This window comes from Streptomyces sp. ISL-96 (genome assembly GCF_018614035.1).
GTDB lineage: Bacteria > Actinomycetota > Actinomycetes > Streptomycetales > Streptomycetaceae > Streptomyces.
The window spans coordinates 20,647-41,629 of sequence record NZ_JAGGPA010000038.1; the positions used below are offsets into that span (position 1 = coordinate 20,647).

The 20,983-nt window shown below is 68.5% G+C and carries 18 protein-coding genes; 7 read left to right on the forward strand and 11 right to left on the reverse strand.

The annotated features are described in order from the left end of the window. The first annotated feature begins 16 nt into the window (after nucleotides 1–16). From J7E96_RS23490 to cseC, 3 genes are read left to right on the forward strand one after another with little or no spacing between them, the layout of a single operon-like run. Complete coding sequence (locus J7E96_RS23490) at nucleotides 17–646, forward strand: hypothetical protein (RefSeq protein WP_308296099.1); 630 nt, start codon at nucleotides 17–19, stop codon at nucleotides 644–646. A gap of 36 nt (nucleotides 647–682) precedes the next feature. After that, nucleotides 683–1,387 carry a two-component system response regulator CseB gene (gene cseB / locus J7E96_RS23495; protein ID WP_214980618.1) on the forward strand — a complete coding sequence of 235 codons (705 nt, stop codon included), beginning with the start codon at nucleotides 683–685 and terminating at the stop codon, nucleotides 1,385–1,387. Between the two features lie 5 nt (nucleotides 1,388–1,392). Continuing rightward, entirely contained in the window at nucleotides 1,393–2,715 is a 1,323-nt protein-coding gene (cseC, locus tag J7E96_RS23500; RefSeq protein ID WP_215133654.1) for a two-component system sensor histidine kinase CseC, read from the forward strand. On the opposite strand, the gene J7E96_RS23505 is transcribed toward cseC, so the two are convergent. From J7E96_RS23505 to J7E96_RS23515, 3 genes are all read right to left on the reverse strand, one after another. After that, complete coding sequence (locus J7E96_RS23505) at nucleotides 2,712–3,158, reverse strand: VOC family protein (protein WP_215133655.1); 447 nt, start codon at nucleotides 3,156–3,158, stop codon at nucleotides 2,712–2,714. The two genes, cseC and J7E96_RS23505, sit on opposite strands and share 4 nt — an antisense overlap. Before the next feature lie 70 nt (nucleotides 3,159–3,228). Next, nucleotides 3,229–3,678, reverse strand: a complete 450-nt coding sequence (locus tag J7E96_RS23510) for a helix-turn-helix transcriptional regulator (RefSeq protein ID WP_374196713.1) — start codon at nucleotides 3,676–3,678, stop codon at nucleotides 3,229–3,231. A gap of 205 nt (nucleotides 3,679–3,883) precedes the next feature. Further along, nucleotides 3,884–4,579 (reverse strand): M23 family metallopeptidase, encoded by a 696-nt coding sequence (locus tag J7E96_RS23515; protein ID WP_215133723.1) that lies wholly within the window; start codon nucleotides 4,577–4,579, stop codon nucleotides 3,884–3,886. A 455-nt stretch (nucleotides 4,580–5,034) separates the two neighbouring features. On the opposite strand from J7E96_RS23515, the gene J7E96_RS23520 reads away from it, so the two are divergent. The 3 genes from J7E96_RS23520 to J7E96_RS23530 all read left to right on the forward strand — a co-directional run bounded on the left by J7E96_RS23520 (nucleotide 5,035) and on the right by J7E96_RS23530 (nucleotide 13,062). Next, complete coding sequence (locus tag J7E96_RS23520) at nucleotides 5,035–8,448, forward strand: NACHT domain-containing protein (protein WP_308296100.1); 3,414 nt, start codon at nucleotides 5,035–5,037, stop codon at nucleotides 8,446–8,448. Nucleotides 8,449–10,207: 1,759 nt separating this feature from the next. Continuing rightward, nucleotides 10,208–11,887 (forward strand): D-alanyl-D-alanine carboxypeptidase/D-alanyl-D-alanine-endopeptidase, encoded by a 1,680-nt coding sequence (gene dacB / locus J7E96_RS23525; RefSeq protein WP_215133656.1) that lies wholly within the window; start codon nucleotides 10,208–10,210, stop codon nucleotides 11,885–11,887. A 98-nt stretch (nucleotides 11,888–11,985) separates the two neighbouring features. Beyond that, nucleotides 11,986–13,062: a YhcG family protein gene (locus J7E96_RS23530; RefSeq protein ID WP_215133657.1), complete on the forward strand. Its 1,077-nt coding sequence runs from the start codon at nucleotides 11,986–11,988 to the stop codon at nucleotides 13,060–13,062. 82 nt (nucleotides 13,063–13,144) lie between these two features. Here the strand turns inward: J7E96_RS23530 and J7E96_RS23535 are convergent, their stop codons facing one another. Continuing rightward, nucleotides 13,145–15,673, reverse strand: coding sequence for an ATP-dependent Clp protease ATP-binding subunit (locus J7E96_RS23535; RefSeq protein ID WP_215133658.1), 2,529 nt, complete (start codon nucleotides 15,671–15,673; stop codon nucleotides 13,145–13,147). Between the two features lie 450 nt (nucleotides 15,674–16,123). On the opposite strand from J7E96_RS23535, the gene J7E96_RS23540 reads away from it, so the two are divergent. Further along, the gene (locus J7E96_RS23540) at nucleotides 16,124–16,744 is read left to right on the forward strand and encodes an SCO3374 family protein (RefSeq protein WP_215133659.1); all 621 of its coding nucleotides are present in this window, start codon (nucleotides 16,124–16,126) and stop codon (nucleotides 16,742–16,744) included. On the opposite strand, the gene J7E96_RS23545 is transcribed toward J7E96_RS23540, so the two are convergent. From J7E96_RS23545 to nadC, 7 genes are all read right to left on the reverse strand, one after another. Next, the gene (locus J7E96_RS23545; RefSeq protein ID WP_215133660.1) at nucleotides 16,723–17,058 is read right to left on the reverse strand and encodes an Lsr2 family protein; all 336 of its coding nucleotides are present in this window, start codon (nucleotides 17,056–17,058) and stop codon (nucleotides 16,723–16,725) included. The two genes, J7E96_RS23540 and J7E96_RS23545, sit on opposite strands and share 22 nt — an antisense overlap. Nucleotides 17,059–17,202: 144 nt before the next feature. Next, nucleotides 17,203–17,721: an amino-acid N-acetyltransferase gene (locus J7E96_RS23550; protein ID WP_215133661.1), complete on the reverse strand. Its 519-nt coding sequence runs from the start codon at nucleotides 17,719–17,721 to the stop codon at nucleotides 17,203–17,205. A 9-nt stretch (nucleotides 17,722–17,730) separates the two neighbouring features. After that, nucleotides 17,731–18,174, reverse strand: coding sequence for a BlaI/MecI/CopY family transcriptional regulator (locus J7E96_RS23555; RefSeq protein ID WP_308296101.1), 444 nt, complete (start codon nucleotides 18,172–18,174; stop codon nucleotides 17,731–17,733). Nucleotides 18,175–18,303: 129 nt separating this feature from the next. Continuing rightward, nucleotides 18,304–18,489, reverse strand: coding sequence for a hypothetical protein (locus J7E96_RS23560; RefSeq protein WP_215133662.1), 186 nt, complete (start codon nucleotides 18,487–18,489; stop codon nucleotides 18,304–18,306). Between the two features lie 14 nt (nucleotides 18,490–18,503). Then, nucleotides 18,504–19,070 carry a hypothetical protein gene (locus J7E96_RS23565; RefSeq protein WP_215133725.1) on the reverse strand — a complete coding sequence of 189 codons (567 nt, stop codon included), beginning with the start codon at nucleotides 19,068–19,070 and terminating at the stop codon, nucleotides 18,504–18,506. A 105-nt stretch (nucleotides 19,071–19,175) separates the two neighbouring features. After that, nucleotides 19,176–19,982, reverse strand: a complete 807-nt coding sequence (locus tag J7E96_RS23570) for a type III pantothenate kinase (protein WP_215133663.1) — start codon at nucleotides 19,980–19,982, stop codon at nucleotides 19,176–19,178. Between the two features lie 3 nt (nucleotides 19,983–19,985). Further along, the gene (gene nadC, locus J7E96_RS23575) at nucleotides 19,986–20,981 is read right to left on the reverse strand and encodes a carboxylating nicotinate-nucleotide diphosphorylase (protein ID WP_215133664.1); all 996 of its coding nucleotides are present in this window, start codon (nucleotides 20,979–20,981) and stop codon (nucleotides 19,986–19,988) included. Between the last annotated feature and the right edge of the window lie 2 nt (nucleotides 20,982–20,983).

The following is a 20,983-nucleotide window of genomic DNA, read 5'->3' on the forward strand; positions in this document are numbered from 1 at the left end:
GGGCGGCAGGTTCTCAGTGGCGGCGGGTGGCACGGCGGCGGCCGGCGTCGCCGCCGTCGGCCTGTTCGTGGTGGCGTGCAACGCCGGGGGGACGGGCGCGCGGGACGCGGGTCCGGCGCGTACGGATCCGGTCGCCAGAGCGACTCCTTCGGCGGGCGAGTCGCCGCCTCCGGCCACGAAGCTGGTGAACCCGGTCGCGCTGCTCCGCGGCGATCCGAAGGTCAGCGACACGGTGAAGCGGGACCTGAAGCCGTGCGTCAAGGACGAGTACCCGGTCGACGCGTCGTACGGGAAGCTGACCGGCGGGCCGGCCAATGACGTCGTGGTCAATGTGATGACGTGCGGGGACGCCGTGGGCATCGGGACGTACGTGTACCGGGAGGACGGGGGCGCGTACGAGAACGTCTTCGCCGCAGAGGCGCCCGCGGTGTACGCGGAGATCGACCGCGGGGACCTGGTGCTGACGAAGCCGGTCTACGGGGAGAACGATCCCATGGCGTATCCGTCCGGCGAAGAAGTGATCACGTACCGCTGGGTGGGGAACAAGTTCACCGTGCACGACCAGGTGCACAACGACTTCAGCCGTGCGGTCGGCGGGGACGGGGACGGATCAGAGCAGGACCCGCCCGCCCCGTCGGGCAACTGAGAGAACTCGAAGAGCTGAGAGGACAGAGAGCAGAGGATGGCCGAGACCCATGTCCTGTTCGTGGAGGACGATGACGTCATCCGCGAGGCAACACAGCTGGCGCTGGAGCGCGACGGCTTCGTGGTCACCGCCATGCCCGACGGGCTTTCCGGTCTTGAGGCCTTCCGCCGCGACCAGCCGGACATCGCGCTGCTCGATGTGATGGTGCCCGGCCTGGACGGGGTGAGCCTGTGCCGGCGTATCAGGGACGAGTCGACGGTGCCGGTGATCATGCTGTCGGCGCGGGCCGACTCGATCGACGTCGTACTGGGCCTGGAGGCGGGGGCCGACGACTATGTGACGAAGCCTTTCGACGGTGCGGTGCTCGTGGCCCGTATCCGGGCGGTGCTGCGCCGCTTCGGGCATGCGGGCCGGGCGGCGGGCGGGACGTACGACGACGGCGCGGGGCCGGACGGCGGGCTGCTCGTCTTCGGTGACCTGGAGGTCGACACCGAGGGCATGGAGGTCCGCAAGGGCGGCGTGCCGGTCGGGCTGACGCCGACGGAGATGCGGCTACTGCTGGAGTTCTCGTCCGCGCCGGGCACGGTGCTGTCGCGCGACAAGCTGCTGGAGCGGGTCTGGGACTACGGGTGGGGCGGGGACACACGGGTCGTGGACGTCCATGTGCAGCGCCTGCGGACCAAGATCGGCCAGGACCGCATCGAGACGGTCCGGGGCTTCGGCTACAAGTTGAAGGCCTGAGCACCATGCGCCTCGCACTGCGCACCGGCGTCCGCTGGAAGATCAGCATCGCCATCGCCGCGGTCGGCGCGCTCATCGCCATCGCGCTCAGCCTTGTCGTGCACAACTCGGCCCGCGTCTCGATGCTGGACAACGCCCGCGACGTACAGGTGGAGCGCCTGGAGTTCGCCCACCGCTGGTACGAGTCCTCGCGCGAGCCCAGGTTCGGTACCAAGCTCAACGACCCGGCCCTGCCCGAAGAGCTCAAGGCGAGCATGGCGAACGGCCGCCGCGCGACCTATGTCACGGAGCGCCACAACGGTGTGCCCGACGTATGGGCCGCCGCCCCTCTCGGCAACGGTGACGTCCTGTCCCTGCACACCCGGTTCACCGACCGCAGTGTCACGATCATGGACGAACTCGACCGCGCCCTGGTCATCGGCTCGGTCTCGGTCGTCTTCGGCGGCTGCGCGCTCGGGGTGCTGATCGGCGGGCAGCTCTCGCGCCGCCTGCGCAAGGCGGCCACCGCCGCCGGAAAGGTCGCGCAGGGCAATACGGAAGTTCGCGTACGGGATGCCATCGGGGGCCTCGTACGCGACGAGACCGACGAGCTCGCGCGCGCCGTCGACGCCATGACGGACGCGCTCCAGGAGCGGCTGGAAGCGGAGCGCCGCGTCACCGCGGACATCGCCCACGAACTGCGCACCCCCGTCACCGGCCTGCTCACGGCGGCCGAACTGCTGCCGCCCGGCCGCCCCACCGAGCTCGTACGCGACCGGGCCCAGGCGATGCGGACGCTCGTCGAGGACGTGCTGGAGGTCGCACGGCTCGACAGCGCGGCGGAGCGGGCCGAGCTTCAGGAGATCGCGCTCGGCGAGTTCGTCAGCCGCCGGGTCGCGCTCGTCGACCCGGACGCGGTGGTGCGCGTGGTGCACGAGTCATGGGTGAACACCGACCCGCGCCGCCTGGAACGCATCCTCGGCAATCTGCTGGGCAACGCCGCCAAGCACGGCAAGGCGCCGTTCGAGGTCACCGTCGAGGGCCGGGTCGTACGCGTACGGGACCACGGGCCCGGGTTCCCCGAGGCGCTGCTGAAGGAGGGGCCGAGCCGGTTCCGTACGGGCAGCAGCGACCGGGCCGGCCGCGGGCACGGCCTGGGCCTGACGATCGCCGTCGGCCAGGCCCGCGTCCTCGGGGCGCGCCTCACCTTCCGTAACGCGCACCAGGACGGCGGCGCGATCGCGGTGCTGTGGCTGCCGGAACACGCGCCGACCACCACGGGCAGCTTGCCGATCGTGCAGCTGCCGGAGCTGCCCGACGCCGGGTGGCGGTCACGGTCACGGACCTAGCAGGCCCAGTCCTTCTCCATGTCCAGGTCGCCCTGCCGGGCCTGGGTGAACGAGAACCAGTTCCCGGAGTCGTCCCGGAAGATCGCCTCTGTGCCGTACGGACGCTCCTGCGGCGCCTGCAGGAACTCGACCCCGCGCGCCTTGAGCGTCTCGTAGTCCCCGTGGACGTCGTCCGTGGCAAGGACACCGGCCCCCAGCACTCCCTTGGATACGAGCTTCTTGATCGCGTCGGCGGACTCGGGATCCATCGCGGGCGGCCCCGGAGTCATGAGCGTCAGCACGACGTCGGGCTGGTCCTTCGCCCCGACGGTCAGCCAGCGCATCCCGCCCTCGCCGATGGTCATGTCCGTACGGACTTCGAGTCCGAGCTTCTCGGTGTAGAACTCCTTGGCCCGGTCCTGGTCCAGGACCCAGACGGTGGAAATGGCAAGTCCCTTGATCATGGAGAGCTCCTCGGAGGGGTGTTTCAGTGCCGCTTTCGGCGCTGCACGGTCACCGTAGGCAGCGGGCGCTTTACCGCGCTTCCTCGGAATTGCGGTCGTTCATCTCGGGGAAGGCTCCGGCCCAGAGCATCGCGTAGCACCCGGGTATCAGCGCGGCCCCGCGCCGCACGTGCTGGGTGCGGTAGTCGCTCGGCGACAGCCCGGTCTGCTTCTTGAAGCGCGCGGAGAAGGTGCCGAGGCTGGTGAAGCCGACCAGCACGCAGATCTCGGTGACGGACAGATTCGCCGAGCGCAGCATCTCCTCGGCGCGCTCTATGCGTCTGCGTGACAGGTACTGGCCGGGCGTCTCGCCGTACACCGCCTTGAAGGCGCGGATGAAGTGGTACCGCGAGTAGCCGGCATGCGCCGACACCGCGTCCAGGTCGAGCGGCTCGGCCCAGTCGCGGTCCATGGCGTCTTTGGCGAGGCGCAGCTGTCGCAGGTGTGCGAGGTGCGCGGTCACCGGAGTCGTGGTGTCCACGTCTTCGATGCTGACATGCGCCACTGACAACGACCCCTGGCGCGCATGCGCATCCCGGGGGCCGTGGGGTTGCGGGAGGCCGTGGGCTCCGGCGATTTCCTCGACCTTGGCGACCATCGATCTGGTGAGCCAGGCGCACGGCCAGGCTCCGGGGGTCACGCGCTGACGCGGATCACGCGCCGGCACGGTCAGCCACTGACGGAGGTCAGATGCTGACGCCCTCCGCACGGAGGAAGGACACCGGGTTGATCGCGGTGCCGTAGTTCGGCGTCGTACGGATCTCGAAGTGCAGGTGCGGGCCGCTGGAGTTTCCGGTGTTGCCGGAGAGGGCTATGCGCTCGCCCGTCTTGACCTTCTCGCCGGGGGTCACCTGGATCTTGGACAGGTGCGCGTACTGCGAGTACGTGCCGTTGGCGTGCTTGATCACGATCGCGTTGCCGTACGCCGGCCCGTCACCGCCACCGTTGGGGCCCGCCTTCACGACGGTGCCGCCGTGCACGGCGTCGACCGGGGTGCCGACCGGCACCGCGAAGTCCTGGCCCGAGTGCTTGCTCGCCCACATGCCACCTCCCTTGCCGTACGTCGCGCTGAGCGAGTACTGCTTGACGGGCTTCTGCCAGGAGGGCGCCTTCTTGGCCTTGGCCTTCGCCGCGGCGGCAGCCTTGGCCTTCGCCGCAGCCTTCTTCACGTCGGCCGCCTTCTTGGCGTCGGCAGCGGCCTTCTTCGCACTGTCGGCGGCCTTGGCCTGAACCACGGCCTGCTTCTCGACGGCCGCGGCAGCGGTCCCCTCGGCGGCGAACGCCACGCCCGCCGTGCCGAGCATCATCGACGCGCCGAGCCCGGCGGCCATGACAGCGTTGCGACGGGTACGGACGGACGAGGTGCGGGCGCGGGAGAACATGTCGAACTTCGTCATACGGGGGGAACCTCCAGGCGTGAATGAACCCGGCATTCCGCCGGGCTGGCTTCACATTGGTAACCCGCGACCCCGCCGGACCCAAAATGACCCATCTACTACCAAGAGCCGTATTAGCAGCATCAACTATTCGACTCTTGACGCAATCGCCCAGACACTCCAGAACTAGTGAAATAAGCCCACTTTGCCTGGTTTAATCCCACCTCAGACCGGCACAGAGAGGCCCGCCACCTAGGATTCCGTCCCCTCGTCCGCCCAGGCCCGAAGGTCCCCCGTCCAGCCACCCGAAAGTCCTCGCCCCGTCCTCGCCCCACACGCGAGAGGCCCACTACTGCGCCTCGTAGACCCCAAAACCCCTGTGCGCCTTGTCACCGCGGGGCCCCTCGATACGCTGATCCACATCCATCCACTGGACAGCACAGGCCCCCGGGGGACGGCACGTGGATCCCGCGGTAATCGGCACCCGCCTCGCATCGAGCGTGGCCGGACCACTGATCAGGAAGCTCTTCGTGGCGGAGGGCCCGGGCGCCGGCCTGGTGGACAAACCGGTCCGCCTCTCCGCTTACGTCTCCTTCAAGGGCGAGAAGCGCACCCTCACCCGTACGGACCTGGACAGGCTGTCCGCCGAGCTGTGCGGGCAGGCGCTGCGCACGGGACTGCGCACGGGCGAGCGGCCGGTATCCCCCGACGAGGAAGAGTCCGTCGTACGCGCCCTGGCCACGACGCTGCACTCCATGGGAGACCTCGCACTGAGCGACGTAGAGGCGGTCGAGATGGGCCACACGGAGCTCGCGCGTGTTCTGCGCCGGGCGAGCGACAGGCCCGAGCGCCACCTGTCGGCGGACGCGACGTACTTCTACGAGCGCCTGCTCGACGCCACGTGCCTGCACATCGTCCACTTCTTCACCCAGCGCTCGACCTTCGTCGCGGCAACCCTGGTCGCGCAGAGCCGCCGCCAGGGCGAACTGATCGCCAAGGTCGACGCCCTCATCGCCCGCAGTCCGCTGCGGGGGACGGAGGACATTGCCTTCGAGCGCCGCTACCTGGCCCACATGGCGAAGAAGCACAGCAAGCTGACGATCTTCGGCATCGACCTGACCAATTCACCGGGGAAGTGGCCGCTGGACGCGGCCTATCTGAGCCTGGAGGCGACGGCGAGCAGCGGGGCGGGCACCGAGGCGATTGCCGGGGCGAATACCGGGGCAAATACCGGGGCGAGCACCAGGACCATGCCCGATCTGCGGGAGCCCTTCCCCGAGGAATGGATCACGCAGGGAAAGCCGGGCGACTGGGGCAACAGGTGGGACGGGCCGATCCACCCTGCCGTCTTCGCATCACGCCCCGCCGATCAGGCCCTCGCCGACCACGAGCGCGTTCTGCTGCGCGGCGAAGCCGGCTCCGGCAAGACAACACTGGTCCAGTGGCTGGCGGTCTCGGCGGCTCGCCAGGACGCCGACGACCGCGACGACCGCGACGACCGCGACGACCAAGGTGACCGCGACCGCGGCGGCCGCATGGCGTACCTCTACAACCGCATCCCCTTCGTACTCCCCCTGCGCACCCTGACCCGCCACGGCGAGCGCCTCCCCGCCCCCAAGGACTTCCTGGCCGCCGTCGGCTCCCCGCTGGCCGGGGAACAGCCCGCCGGCTGGGAGTCGCGCGTACTGGCGACGGGCCGCGCCCTCGTCCTGATCGACGGCATCGACGAGATCCCGGAAGCCGAGCGCTCCCGCACCCGCGCCTGGCTGAGCGACCTGATCGACGCCTGTCCCGGAAACCGCTGGCTGGTCACGTCCCGCCCCTCGGCCGTACGGGAGGACTGGCTGGCCGACGAGGACTTCACCGAACTGACGCTCTCCTCGATGAGCCCGGCCGACGTGGCGGCGTTCATCAAGCGCTGGCACGCGGCGGCCCGTACCGGCTCGGAGGACGAGGACGAGGACGCGGCTCTGGTCTCGTACGAGCGCCAACTCCGGGCGGCGGTACGCGCCAAACCCGACCTGGGCCGCCTCGCCACCAACCCGCTGATGTGCGGCCTGATCTGCGCCCTGCACCGCGACCGCCGGGGCTTCCTGCCCCTCGGTCGCAAGGACCTCTATACGGCGGCGCTCTCGATGCTGCTGGTACGCCGCGATCGCGAGCGCGACATGGGCGTACCGGAACTGCGCGAAGAGCCGCAGGTCCAGCTCCTCCAGCGCCTCGCGTACTGGCTGATCCGCAACGGCCGCACAGAAATGGACCGCGCACGAGCGGAAAGCATCATCGCCGACACGCTTCCCGCCGTCCCGGAGGTGGCGGCGCTGGGCGACGCGAAGGCGGTCTTCGACCACTTCCTGCACCGGAGCGGTCTGCTCCGCCAACCGGGCCCGGGAACGGTCGACTTCATCCACCGCACCTTCCAGGACTTCCTCGGCGCGCGCGCCGCCGTCGACGAGGGCGACTTCGGTGTCCTGGCCGGGCACGCGGCGGACGACCAGTGGGAGGACGTCATCCGGATGTCGGTGGCTCACGCGCGCCCGCGAGAACGGGCGGAGTTCTTCACGGATCTGCTGGCCTACGGCGACAGACAGGCGGACGCTGCGGTACGGACCCGAGTCCACCTCCTCGCGGCAGTCTGCCTGGAAGACGCCGCCGAACTGTCCCCGGCCGTACGCCAGGAGGTCGAGCACCGCGCGGCAGCCCTGATCCCACCGGCGGACGCCCGCGCAGCCCGCGAGCTCGCGGCGGCGGGGCCTGTGATCCTGGACCTGCTGCCGGGTCCGGAGAGACTGGCCGAAGACCCGAATAGCGCCTCTACCGTCCATACCGCCGAGCTTGTGGTCATAGCCGCGTCCCATGTGGCATCGGATCGGGCCATCCCGTACCTGGCCCGATTCTGCGAGCACGAACGACGACAAGTCCGGGCTCAGCTCATCTGGTCCTGGGGCAAATTCGACACGAAGACGTACGCCGAAGAGGTCGTCGCCCATACCGACCCCACCGGCCTGGACTTCACCGTCACAACGGACGACCAGCTCGCGGCCCTGCGCGCACTCGGCACCCGACCGCGGCTGGACGCGAGAGGGGGCCTATCCGAGACTGCGCTGCGGGCGTACGCGGCCGAGGCCAGGCTCACCCACGCTCGCATCCGCGAGAACCCGTCCCTGCGACGTGTATCTTTCCTGCGCGGCCAGACCAGCCTCTCCAGCCTGGACATCTCCGACTGCCCGCAACTGACGGATCTCACCGGCATTGAAGGGCTCCCACTCCAGACCGTCGTCCTGGTCATGAACGGTGGCGCCGACCTCGGCCCCCTCGCATCGCTGGAGGGACTGAAACACCTCGGTCTCGCTGGACACGACACCGCCTGGTCCATGGCGGATCTCCCCTCACCGGCATCCCTGACTCATCTGTACCTTCGCGAGGCAGCCCGCCCAGCAGGTGGCCTTCAGGGACTGTGCAGATACGGCGAGACGCTGGACAGCCTCCACCTCGGCTCTCAGAGCAGCCCACAGGAGGCCGAGGAGTGGCAGGAGATCAGCCGATTGCCCAGGCTGCGCGACCTCGCGGCAACGGGAGACTCCCTTGCGCGCGCGCCGCGTGACCTGATCTTGCCAGCGGTCTCTTGCTTGAACCTCTGCGGTGAACTCCCGCCTTCGTCACTCGAGAGAGTCCCGGAGCTGTTCCCCAACCTCGTGGACTTCACGCTTTCTTGGTCGCAGCAGAGAACCTTTGACGTCAGCTCGCTGGCGAGACTGCCGGAGCTGCGGTACATCAGGTTCCCCATTGGCACCCGCTCCGTGGATGGCCTCGACCGCCTACCTGAGAGCACCGAGGTGTACGGGTACTCAGGACCGATTGACCGGGGTCCGTGACCACAGATCGCGTCTGGGGGTTTCGGGCCGTCCCGAGCGCTCGAGTGTCGGTGGGCCGGACCGGCGCGTCAAGGGCGCTCCTGCGTCGCGTCGCTACGCGATGTGCCTGCGGCCCACCCTTGACCCGCCGCCCCGGCCCACCGCTGACGCTTATACGGGGACGGCCCAAAGAAAAACGCCCTGCACGGGGGCTCGGGGAGTAGCGCGGGTGGGTCGGTTCGGTGGCCGACGGCCGAGTGGGTGGGGCGCGGTCTGTTTAGGGGGCGGCGCGGCCCCAGTCTCGGCGACTGCGGCGACGGCCGCTGGTGCGACATCCCCATTCCCACGCACACAAGCACCCACGTGAGCGGCGGGTTGGCCGGTCGGGTCGACGTGCGGACTCGTGTCGGTGCGGGTGGGGCGCGGCAGTTGAATGGGGTGACTCGGGTGGCTGTGGCGTCCACCCGGACCGGTGGTCGGTTGGGCCGCAAGCAGGTTGCTGATGTGGGTGGGTGGAAGGGTGCCCAGGAGTCGGCGGTCCTGCCGACGGCCCGGCCGGACGAGCAACTAGCTCGCAGGCCGGCCGACTCGACTCTCTCGGCGGGCCAGCGGAGCGGTTCCCGGCTCTCAGCCGGGCGGCATGGGACTAACCCAGCAGAAGACGAATAGGGGCACCCCATTTGCCCGGCTTATGGCAATTGGTAAGGGGCCACATGCGTCATGTGCTGGGTTCATCGCACGCCAGCAGCCCGGCATTCGCTTTGCCCGCCGCCCCATAATCCCACGGGCCCCAATTGCCGCAACTGTCTCAGCTGACTGAGTGGGCGATACGTCGACACTGAGTTGCGGTCTCGGACCACGCGGCGGGCAAGCTCTCGTGGGGTTCGGTCGCGCGACTAACCCCGTACTTGGCGAACCCCAACGCCCCTTCAGTCCCATCCGGTCTCAGCTGTGTCACTTCCCGTCGCCGTGGGAGTGTTTCGACCCACAGTCGGTGAGGGTGGTGAGGCCGGACAGGGTGGCCGAGATGTCTCTTCCAACGCCGCCCGGCCCAAGTGACGCCTGAACTACGCCCCTTGGCGGGTTCAGTCGTTCCAGCAACACGGTTCCAGGCTCGGAATGCAACTAACCCAACACTTGATGAATCCCAACACCCCTCCGACCCCACCAGTCCCAGCTGTATCGCCTCCAGCCATCACGGGAGCGTTTCGGTTCTCCACCATCCACCCACATCAGCAACGTGCTTGAGGTTCGGCCGACCACCGGCCGGGGTGGACGCCGAACCCGCCCGAGTCGCCCCATCGAACTGTCGCGACCCACCTGCCACCACCAAGAGTCCGCAGGTCGACCGGACGGGCCAACCGACCGCCGTCGTGGGCGCGCGTGTGCGTGGGAATGGGGACGTCGCACCAACGGCCGTCCCCGCGGTCGCCGAGACTGGGGCCGCACCGCCCCCTCAACCTGCCGCGCCCCACCCACACACCCTCGGGCGGCAGCGACACAGCAGCCAATCGCCGGAGCTTCCCGTGGGCTCCCCCCGGGGGCCGCCCCCCAGAAGCATTGCGGCGGAGGGGCGACGGTCAAGGGTGAAGCGCAGCGCAATCGCCGCAGGCGACGCGACGCAGGAGCGCCCTTTACCGGCGGGCCTCCGCCGCCACACTTACATGTGGCGGCCCCCACGCCAGAAGCAATCACCGCCCCGGGGCCGCCAACGCCCCACGACTCACCCAACTGCTGGCATCCTTCCCCCCGCCGCCGCCGTCCGGGATGCTCCTGTGCCATGAGTAGACCCGTGATCCGCGCCCAGCGCCGCACGCTCCCTACCCCTCGCACCCCCCGCGCCGTCGGCGCCCTCCGCGCCCCCCGAACTCGCCGCACTCGCCGCACAACCTCCATCGCCATCCTCGCCATCGCCCTCGCCTGCACACTCACCTGGAGCTCAACCACCACCACCGTCGCCGGCCCCTCAGACACCGGCCTCAAGGGGGCCATCGACACGATCCTCACCGACTCCCGCCTCGACGGCGGTGCCGCCGGCGTCGTAGTCGCCGACGCGACCACCGGCGAAACGCTCTACCAGCGCGACGGCTCCGACCGCCTGATGCCCGCCTCCAACACCAAGCTGCCCACCTCCGTCGCAGCCATGGCCCTGCTCGGCCCCGACTACCGCTACCGGACGGACGCCCTCACCACCGGCAGCCGCAACGGCTCCGTACTCCGCGGTGACCTCTACCTCCGCGGCACCGGCGACCCCACCACCCTCGCCGCGGACTACGACGAACTCGCCGCCCAGGTCGCCGACTCCGGCATCAAACGAATCACCGGCCGCCTGATCGCCGACGACACCCGCTTCGACACCCAGCGCCTCGGGCGCTCCTGGGCCGCCGACGACGAATCGTCGTACTACTCCGCTCAGATCTCTGCACTGACCGTCGCCCCGGACACCGACTACGACTCCGGCACCGTCATCGTCCAGGCCGCCCCAGGCGCCGAACCGGGCGCCGCTCCCGAGCTCACCCTCACCCCCCGCACCGACTACGTCGATCTCGACATGCGCGGCGCCACGACCGTCCCGGCCGGCCAGCCCAAGACCCTCACCATCGAACGCCTGCACGGCTCGAACACCATCAGCATCACCGGAAACATCCCCCTCGGTGCGAACGCCACCAAGGAGTGGGTCACCGTCTGGGAGCCGACCGGCTACGCCGCCGCCGTCTTCGCCGACGCCCTGACCGCCCACGGCGTACGCATCACAGGCCCCACCCACCTCGGCCGCCCCACCCCCAAGAACGCCAAACCCCTCGCCACCCACACCTCCATGCCGCTCAAAGAGCTGATCCGTCCCTTCATGAAGCTCTCCAACAACATGCACGCGGAGGCCCTCACCAAGACCATCGGCTACGAGACGGCAGGCAAAGGCACCTGGAGCGCCGGCCTCGCCGGCATCTCCAACTACCTCAAGAAGGAAGGCATGAACACGGCGACCCTCCGCCAGGTCGACGGCTCCGGCCTCTCCCGCATGAACAACATCCCGGCCGCCGAGTTCGCCAAACTCCTCCTCGCCGTACGCACCGCGCCCTGGTACGCCGACTGGTACGCGTCCCTCCCCGTGGCCTGCGCCCCGGACCGCGCGACCGGCGGCACCCTCCGCTCCCGCATGTGCAAGACCCCCGCCGCCTTGAACGCCCGAGCCAAGACCGGCACCCTTACCGGCGCCTCCGCCCTCTCCGGATACGTCACGGACGCGGGCGGCCGCGAGCTGGTCTACAGCATCGTCCTCAACAACCACCTGGCCGCATCAATCAAGAGTGTTGAGGACGCGATCGTGACTACCCTCGCCTCCTCAACCAAGACCACCACCACCCTCGTACGTCCCACCACCCAACGCGCCGCCACGCCCACCACCGAGCCCACCGACACCACTCTCGAATGCTCCTGGCGCAAGCCGGCACTCTGCTGACACAGCGCACCGCCTTACTCGCTCATTCACTCACTCGTTCGGTGGAGTGACAGAAAACCCACGTACGTAAACGGCATGGATGCGCGAGCGTCTGCACCATGAGCAAGAGCACCGACAGCAAAGCCCTGGTCCCCGCCCAGCCCGGAACCCTGCCGTCCTGGTACGGCGACCTGCTGGGCGAGGTCAAGGAGTCCGTCTCCAAAGCGCGCACCAGCGCTCGGCGAGCGGTCAACACCGAACTCATCCAGATGCACTGGGAGATCGGGCACCACATCCTGGCCCGCCAGAAGGAGGAGGGCTGGGGCGCCAAGGTCGTCGACCGTCTCTCGGCCGATCTGAGGACGGCGTTCCCCAACCAGCGCGGCTTCTCCCGGCGCAATCTCATGTACATGCACCAGATGGCCCGGGCCTGGCCGGGGCCAATTGTGCAACAGCCCATTGCCCAATTGCCGTGGGGTCACATCGTCACCCTCGTAACCCGCCTCAAGACCCGCTCCGAGCAGGACTTCTACGCGTCCAACGCCGTCCAACAAGGCTGTTCGCGCGACCGGCTGGAGCAGTCCATCTCCCAGCAGCTGCACCTCACGCAGGGCGCCGCCGACAACAACTTCTCCGCCACCATCCCCGACGGAGCCGCCGTACTCCAGGAGATCGCCAAGGACCCGTACCGGCTCGACTTCCTCGGCCTCGACTCCCGCCACACCGAACGCGAACTCGAGGACGCGATCGTCGCCGACATCATCCGGTTCCTCACCGAACTCGGTTACGGCTTCGCCTTCGTCGGCCGGCAGTATTCCGTCTTCATCGGCGGCGACGAGTTCCGGATCGATCTGCTCTTCTACCACCTCAAGCTGCACCGCTACGTGGTGATCGAACTCAAGACCACGGCAGCTCTCCCCGAGCACATCGGCAAGCTCAGTTTCTACACCAACGTCGTGGACAAGATGGTGCGCGACCCGGAGCGCGACGACGAGACCCTCGGCTTCCTCGTCGTGGCCGAGCGCAACAAGGCAGTCATGCAGGCCGCTCTGGAGACCAGCAACCGCCCGCTCACCGTCAGCACGTACTCCATGCTCCCGCCCTCGGCCAAGGCCCTGCTGCCCACCGAGGAAGACCTCGCCCGCGTCGTCCAGGGCGCCATCGACAGCAGCGGCAGCAGCAGCGGGCATGCGTAAAGGGGCGGCCCCGGAAACCAACTGAATGGTTCCGGGGCCACCCCTTAGGCGCTTCAGGCGCTACACGCCGTCAAGGCGCTTGTTACGCGTCCTTCGACATGTTCGGGCCGCTGCTGCCGCCCGTTGCCTGCTCGATCGGGGGGACGTCGGGCAGGGCCGACTTCTCCTCGCCGCGGAAGGTGAACTTCTTCGCCTCACCCTCGCCCTCGACGTCTACGACCACGATGTGGCCGGGACGCAGCTCGCCGAAGAGGATCTTCTCGGACAGGATGTCCTCGATCTCCCGCTGGATCGTCCGGCGCAGCGGCCGGGCGCCCATGACCGGGTCGTAGCCCTTCTTCGCGAGCAGCGACTTGGCTTCCGAGCTCAGCTCGATGCCCATGTCGCGGTCCTTCAGGCGCTCGTCCACCTTGGCCAGCATGAGGTCGACGATCTGGATGATGTCTTCCTCGGTGAGCTGGTGGAAGACGACCGTGTCGTCGACACGGTTGAGGAACTCGGGGCGGAAGTGCTGCTTCAGCTCTTCGTTGACCTTGTTCTTCATCCGATCGTAGTTCGTCTGGACGTCGCCCTGAGCCGCGAAGCCCAGGTTGAAGCCCTTGGAGATGTCCCGGGTCCCGAGGTTGGTCGTCATGATGATGACCGTGTTCTTGAAGTCCACGACCCGGCCCTGGGAGTCGGTCAGGCGACCGTCTTCCAGAATCTGGAGCAGGGAATTGAAGATATCGGGGTGGGCCTTCTCGACCTCGTCGAAGAGAACGACGGAGAACGGCTTACGGCGCACCTTCTCGGTGAGCTGTCCGCCCTCTTCGTATCCCACGTAACCGGGGGGAGAACCGAAGAGACGGGAAACCGTGTGCTTCTCACTGAACTCCGACATGTCGAGGGAGATCAGTGCGTCCTCGTCGCCGAAGAGGAATTCGGCGAGCGTCTTGGAAAGCTCGGTCTTACCGACACCGGACGGGCCGGCGAAGATGAACGAGCCACCGGGGCGCTTCGGGTCCTTCAGGCCTGCTCGCGTACGGCGGATCGCCTGCGAGAGGGCCTTGATGGCGTCCTTCTGGCCGATGACGCGCTTGTGGAGCTCGTCCTCCATGCGCAGCAGGCGGGAAGACTCTTCCTCGGTGAGCTTGAAGACCGGGATGCCCGTGGCCGTGGCCAGGACCTCCGCGATCAGTTCCTCGTCCACCTCGGCGACGACGTCCATGTCGCCGGCCTTCCACTCCTTCTCGCGCTTGGCCTTGGCCGCGAGAAGTTGCTTCTCCTTGTCGCGGAGAGAGGCCGCCTTCTCGAAGTCCTGGGAGTCGATCGCCGACTCCTTGTCGCGACGGACGCCCGCGATCTTCTCGTCGAACTCCCGGAGGTCCGGCGGTGCGGTCATCCGGCGGATGCGCATCCGGGAGCCGGCCTCGTCGATCAGGTCGATCGCCTTGTCCGGCAGGAAGCGGTCCGAGATGTAGCGGTCGGCCAGGGTGGCCGCCGCGACCAGCGCGGAGTCCGTGATGGACACGCGGTGGTGCGCCTCGTAACGGTCGCGCAGGCCCTTGAGGATCTCGATCGTGTGGGGGAGGGAAGGCTCCGCCACCTGGATCGGCTGGAAGCGGCGCTCGAGCGCCGCGTCCTTCTCAAGGTGCTTGCGGTACTCGTCGAGCGTCGTCGCACCGATGGTCTGGAGCTCACCACGGGCCAGCATCGGCTTCAGGATCGAAGCCGCATCGATCGCGCCCTCGGCGGCGCCCGCACCCACCAGGGTGTGGAGCTCGTCGATGAACAGGATGATGTCGCCGCGGGTGCGAATCTCCTTCAGGACCTTCTTCAGGCGCTCCTCGAAGTCACCGCGGTAGCGGGAACCGGCGACGAGCGCGCCGAGGTCGAGGGTGTAGAGGTGCTTGTCCTTGAGGGTCTCGGGCACCTCGCCCTTGACGATGGCCTGCGCCAGGCCCTCGACGACCGCCGTCTTTCCGACGCCGGGCTCGCCGATGAGGACCGGGTTGTTCTTGGTACGACGGGACAGCACCTGCATGACCCGCTCGATCTCCTTCTCGCGCCCGATGACCGGGTCGAGCTTGGATTCGCGGGCAGCCTGCGTCAGGTTGCGGCCGAACTGGTCCAGGACGAGAGAGGTCGAGGGCGTGCCCTCGGCCGGGCCGCCGGCAGCGGCGGTCTCCTTGCCCTGGTAACCGGAGAGCAGCTGGATGACCTGCTGCCGCACCCGGTTCAGATCGGCGCCCAGCTTCACGAGGACCTGGGCGGCGACGCCCTCACCCTCGCGGATCAGGCCGAGCAGGATGTGCTCTGTACCGATGTAGTTGTGGCCGAGCTGGAGGGCCTCGCGGAGCGAAAGCTCCAGGACCTTCTTGGCACGGGGGGTGAAGGGAATGTGACCGGACGGAGCCTGCTGGCCCTGACCGATGATCTCCTCCACCTGCTGGCGGACCGCCTCGAGCGAAATCCCGAGGCTCTCCAGGGCCTTAGCGGCGACACCCTCACCCTCGTGGATAAGGCCCAGGAGGATGTGCTCGGTGCCGATGTAGTTGTGGTTGAGCATCCGGGCTTCTTCCTGAGCCAGGACGACAACCCGCCGCGCGCGGTCGGTGAACCTCTCGAACATCGTTAATCGCTCCTCAGAGCGGTCGGTCAGTGAGGGGTCGGTCCCCTCCCAGTCCTTCCGCATGCTAGTCCCGCAGGACGGGACAGCTCATTCCAACTGCCGACATCCGTCCGGATCACCCCCGCCTCCGCGGGGAATCGAGCTGCCGAACAGCCGACACCTGCTCCAACCTGATGGTGGGAGACGATGTTCCCGCAGGCCAAACAGATACCCGTCCATCCACTACGCCGATGGCGAACGTGAGACGGTTCGGCAGGCGTGTCGACCCTTCCCACTAGGAATGTCTTACCCGTAAGCACTGACACTCCATGCGGCGCGCCCCAGTTCCCTCAGCTACGGGCGAACACCCTTGCGCCGCCGAATGCCCCCGCACGCCCCCACAGCATCAACGCAGCGCAGTCGGACGCGGACACAGCGTAACTCCGGGGCGTCTCAGGAGTTGGTCCGGACATGACGCCCACGGTTCCGTTCCCGCGCATGCCGAGCACACCGGTGCCTTCGCCGCCCGAAAACGGCATCGCGCAGTGGTACGAACACGAGCTCGGCTGGGCCACCGCGGCGAGCGGCGGGGACAGCGGCGAGGGCATGGGCGCGGGCCCGCCGGTGCAGCTGCTGACCGGTCTGCGCTTCGACGTACTGGAGCTGCCTGCGGACGCGGGTTTCGCTGTACTGCGGCGTCACGCGGGGCTCACGGGTCCCGTCGCCCTCATGGAGCAGCGGATGCTGCTGCTGGTGGCCGCGGGGAGCGCCGAGGAGCTCCCCGGATTGCTCGACTGGCTGGAGTGGGGCGGCGTGGCCCTCGATCTGCGCGCACTGGGCACCGGCGGGCGGATGACCGCGCCCTCACCGCCCGGATGGGCGCACTCGCAGGGGGCCGCCATTTGGCTGCGACCCCCCGAGCCGCGGCACGAGGTGGAACCGACCCTGCCGGCCTTCGCCGGACTCGGGTGCCGTGGGGAAACACCCGGTCTCGTACGACTCGTGAGCACGGCGGCGACGGAATGCCACCGGGCCCGCTTGTTGCGTGCGAATTCCGCTTACGCGAATGCTCAGCCGTTGGCCTTCTCGTAGGCCTCACGGATGTCGGCCGGGACACGGCCGCGGTCATTCACGTTGTAACCGTTCGCCTTGGCCCACTTACGGATCTCGGCGGTGTTCTGGTTGCCGCCCACCGCCGCGCGTGCCTTGCCGCGACCGGAAGCCGCACGGCCACCGGTGCGCCGCCCGCTCTTGGTGTACGGGTCGAGCAGACCACGGAGCTTGTCCGCGTTCGCGGTGGTGAGGTCGATCTCGTAGGTCTTGCCATCCAGAGCGAACGTTACGGTCTCGTCCGCCTCGCCGCCGTCGAGGTCATCGACAAGAAGGACCTGAACCTTCTGTGCCACCGGATTTCCTTTCATCGAAAATGCAGTACGCGGAAAGGAAACCGCTTTTCCCTGGAAAACACAAACCCCCGGTGGAGGTTCAGTACCTCAAGGAGACGGGAAACGTGCGCGTTTCGGACATAGGGCTCTCATGGCTTCTGGCGATCACAGGTGCAGAAGCATCCGGCTGTTGCCCAAGGTGTTCGGCTTCACTCGTTCGAGACCCAGGAACTCCGCTACGCCCTCGTCATAGGAACGCAGCAGCTCGCTGTAGACATCTCCGTCGACCGGTGCCTCTCCGATCTCCACGAAGCCGTGCTTCATGAAGAACTCGACTTCGAAGGTGAGGCAGAAAACCTTGCGTACACCGAGCCAGCGTGCGGTCTGGAGCAGCTTGTCGAGTACTTGATGTCCCACTCCGGCGCCCTTGAAGGACGGATCCACGGCGAGAGTTCGCACTTCGGCGAGGTCTTCCCACATCACGTGCAGCGCGCCGCAGCCGACCACGGTGGCATCCTCGTCGCGTTCCGCGACCCAGAACTCCTGGATGTCCTCGTAAAGCGTCACGTTCGCTTTGTCGAGCAGGATCCGCTTCTGCGCGTACGTGTCGACGAGACTGCGCACGGATGGCACATCACTGGTCCTCGCGCGCCGGACGGTGATGGCTTTTTGCTCTGACGGCATACGTCGACGCTATCGTCCCGGGCCCTCGGGGCTCTCGGCGACCTCTGCCGGACCCGCGGGGGGAGCGGGCGTCGCGGTATCGGCCGGGGGATCGGCGCGCTGAACGACGCGCATCGCGTCTTCAAGAGCTTCGCGCTGCTCGGCCGACATCATGCCGAAGAAGGCGACAAGAGCCGCCGCGGGGTTGTCACTGGTCGACCATGCTTCGTTCATCAGTGCGGCCGAGTAGGCGGCCCGGGTGGAGACAGCCGTATATCGATAGGCGCGGCCCTCGACTTCCCTGCGGACCCAGCCCTTCTGATGGAGATTGTCCATTACGGTCATGACCGTGGTGTAGGCGATGGACCGTTCCTTCTGAAGGTCCTCAAGGACTTCCCTGACGGTCACCGGCCGGTTCCACTGCCACACGCGCGTCATGACGGCGTCTTCCAGCTCTCCCAATTGGCGAGGCACAGCGCCACCATAGTGGGAGATTTCGGTAATGGCAGGTTTTTTGCCCAGCGAAAAGGGCGTACGACTCGAAATGAGCCGCACGCCCTCGTGAAGTCCCCCGTGGAGTACGCGGTGGGTCAGGTCAGACAGTCAGGCATCGCCGGTCTTGGGCGTTCCGGCCTGGCGGGCGGACTCGGCGCGGGCGAGCGTGGCGTCCACGGCCGCGTCTTCCTTGGCCTTGTTGGAACCGCCCTGTGACTTGACGATCGTCGTGACCAGGGCGATGAAGAACGCGGCCATCACCACGGGGGGCAGGAGCGCGGAAACGTAGTCCATGCCGACCAGAGTAGCTACCCCGCCACCATGTGTTCCCGCGGGGGCACCGGGCGCTTACGCGGTGGGAAGACCTCGGAAGGCTTCGGCATAGGACGCTCCGATGGCTCGCGGTCGGGCGCCGGCTGCTTGGGTTTCGGCGGTTGGTCGCCGGCGCCGGTACGGCCGCCCGCGATGGCCAGCAGCCGGGTGCGCGGCAGGGGGGCGGCGCTGCGGCCGGCCAGGCGGGCCCGTACGGACTGTTCCGCGATGGCCCGGCAGCGGTCGAGGAGCGCCGCGCCGGCCGGCCTGCCGCGCAGCCCGCGCAGCGCCACGAGATCGTCCGGGACCGGCTGGTAGCCGGCATCCAGGGCGTCCTGCAGTAGCCCCAGATAGCCGCCTGCGGCCGCTGGGAGGGCGTCGCGGTAGCGGGCGAGGTCGGCGAGGAGAAAGGCGCGCAGCCGGCCCGCCTCGCGGACCGCCTCGTCCAGGGAGCCTGCGAGGCGCAGGCAGTCCTGGACGTCTTCGTCGGACAGTGACGCGGGATGGAGGGCGATGGCGAGGGCGCGTCGGAGCACACGCAGCTCGTCCGCGCTGAACGCCATGCCGCCACGAGATCCGTATGGCGTGGGCATGCAGTGACAATACGCACCAAACGGACAAAATCTGTTTAATTGATCTACGACGGCGCGGCGGACGGCGCCCCCGCGTCACATCCGGGCGACGTTCCGCTCGTACACCAGGCGCAGGCCGATCAGCGTCAGCCACGGCTCGTGCTCGTCGATCTCCGAGGACTCGCCCAGCACCATCGGCGCCAGACCGCCCGTCGCGATGACCGTCACGTCGTCCGGGTCGCCGTCGGGGCCCACGAGCTCGCGCGCCATGCGCTGGGTGACTCCGTCGACCTGGCCCGCGAAGCCGTAGACGATGCCGGACTGCATGGCTTCGACCGTGTTCTTGCCGATCACGCTGCGCGGCCGGGCCAGCTCGATCTTGCGGAGCTGGGCGCCCTTGACGCCGAGCGCCTCGACGGAGATCTCGATGCCCGGGGCGATGACGCCGCCCGCGTACTCACCACGCGCCGATACGGCGTCGAAGGTCGTCGCCGTACCGAAGTCGACGACGACAGCCGGGCCGCCGTAGAGCTCGACGGCCGCGACCGCGTTGATGATGCGGTCCGCGCCGACCTCCTTCGGGTTGTCCATCAGGATCGGTACGCCCGTCTTGATGCCCGGTTCGACGAGCACCGCGGGGACGTCGCCGTAGTACCGGCGGGTCACCTCGCGCAGCTCGTGCAGCACGGACGGGACGGTCGAGCAGATCGCGATGCCCTCGATGCCGTCGCCCAGCTCGTCACCGAGCAGCGGGTGCATGCCCATGAGGCCCTGGAGGAGTACGGCGAGTTCGTCGGCGGTGCGGTGCGCGTCGGTGGAGATGCGCCAGTGCTCGACGATCTCCTCCCCGTCGAACAGGCCGAGGACGGTGTGCGTGTTGCCGACGTCGATGGTGAGCAGCATGGGTTACTTCGCCTCGCGCAGGTCGAGACCGATGTCGAGGATCGGGGAGGAGTGCGTGAGCGCCCCGACGGCGAGGTAGTCGACGCCCGTGTCGGCGTACGCGCGGGCGTTCTCCAGGGTGAGGCGGCCGGAGGATTCGAGCGTCGCCCGGCCGTTCACGAGAGCCACCGCCTCGGCGGTCTGTTCCGGGGTGAAGTTGTCGAGGAGGATCAGGTCGGCGCCCGCCTCCAGGACTTCGGCCACCTGGGCGAGCGTGTCGACCTCGACCTCGATCGGGACCTCGGGGAACGCCTTGCGTACGAGCGTGAACGCCTCGGCCACGCCGCCCGCCGCGACCACGTGGTTGTCCTTGACGAGCGCCGCGTCCGAGAGGGACATGCGGTGGTTGACGCCGCCGCCGCAGCGGACCGCGAACTTCTCCAGGGAGCGCAGCCCCGGAGTCGTCTTGCGGGTGTCGCGGACCCTGGCGCCCGTACCTTCCAGAACGTCCGCCCACGCGCGCGTGACGGTCGCGATGCCCGACAGGCGGCACAGCAGATTCAGCGCGCTGCGCTCGCCGGTGAGCAGGTCGCGGGTGCGGGTAGTGACGCTGATCAGCTTCTGCCCGGCCTCGACGCGGTCGCCGTCCTCGACGTGCCGCTCGACCTCGAACTCGTCCGTACAGATGATGGACAGGACCGCCTCGGCGACGCGCAGACCCGCCACGACGCCGGCCTCACGGGCCGTGAAGTCGCCGGTCGCGACGGCGTCCTCGGGGACCGTCGCGACGGTCGTCACGTCCACGCCGTCGGCGAGGTCCTCGGCGAGGGCGACGTTCGCGACGTCCTCGACCTCCATCGGGTCGAGGCCCGCCGCGACGAGGAGCTGCGCGAGGTCGGGGTCGAGGCCGCACTCGGCGGTGTCGAGTTCGTACGTCTCCTCCTCACCGCCGCAGCCGCAGGAGTCGCCGCACCCGCCGGACGCGGTCGGCAGGAGCTGGGGGTTGTCGGGCGTACTCACGG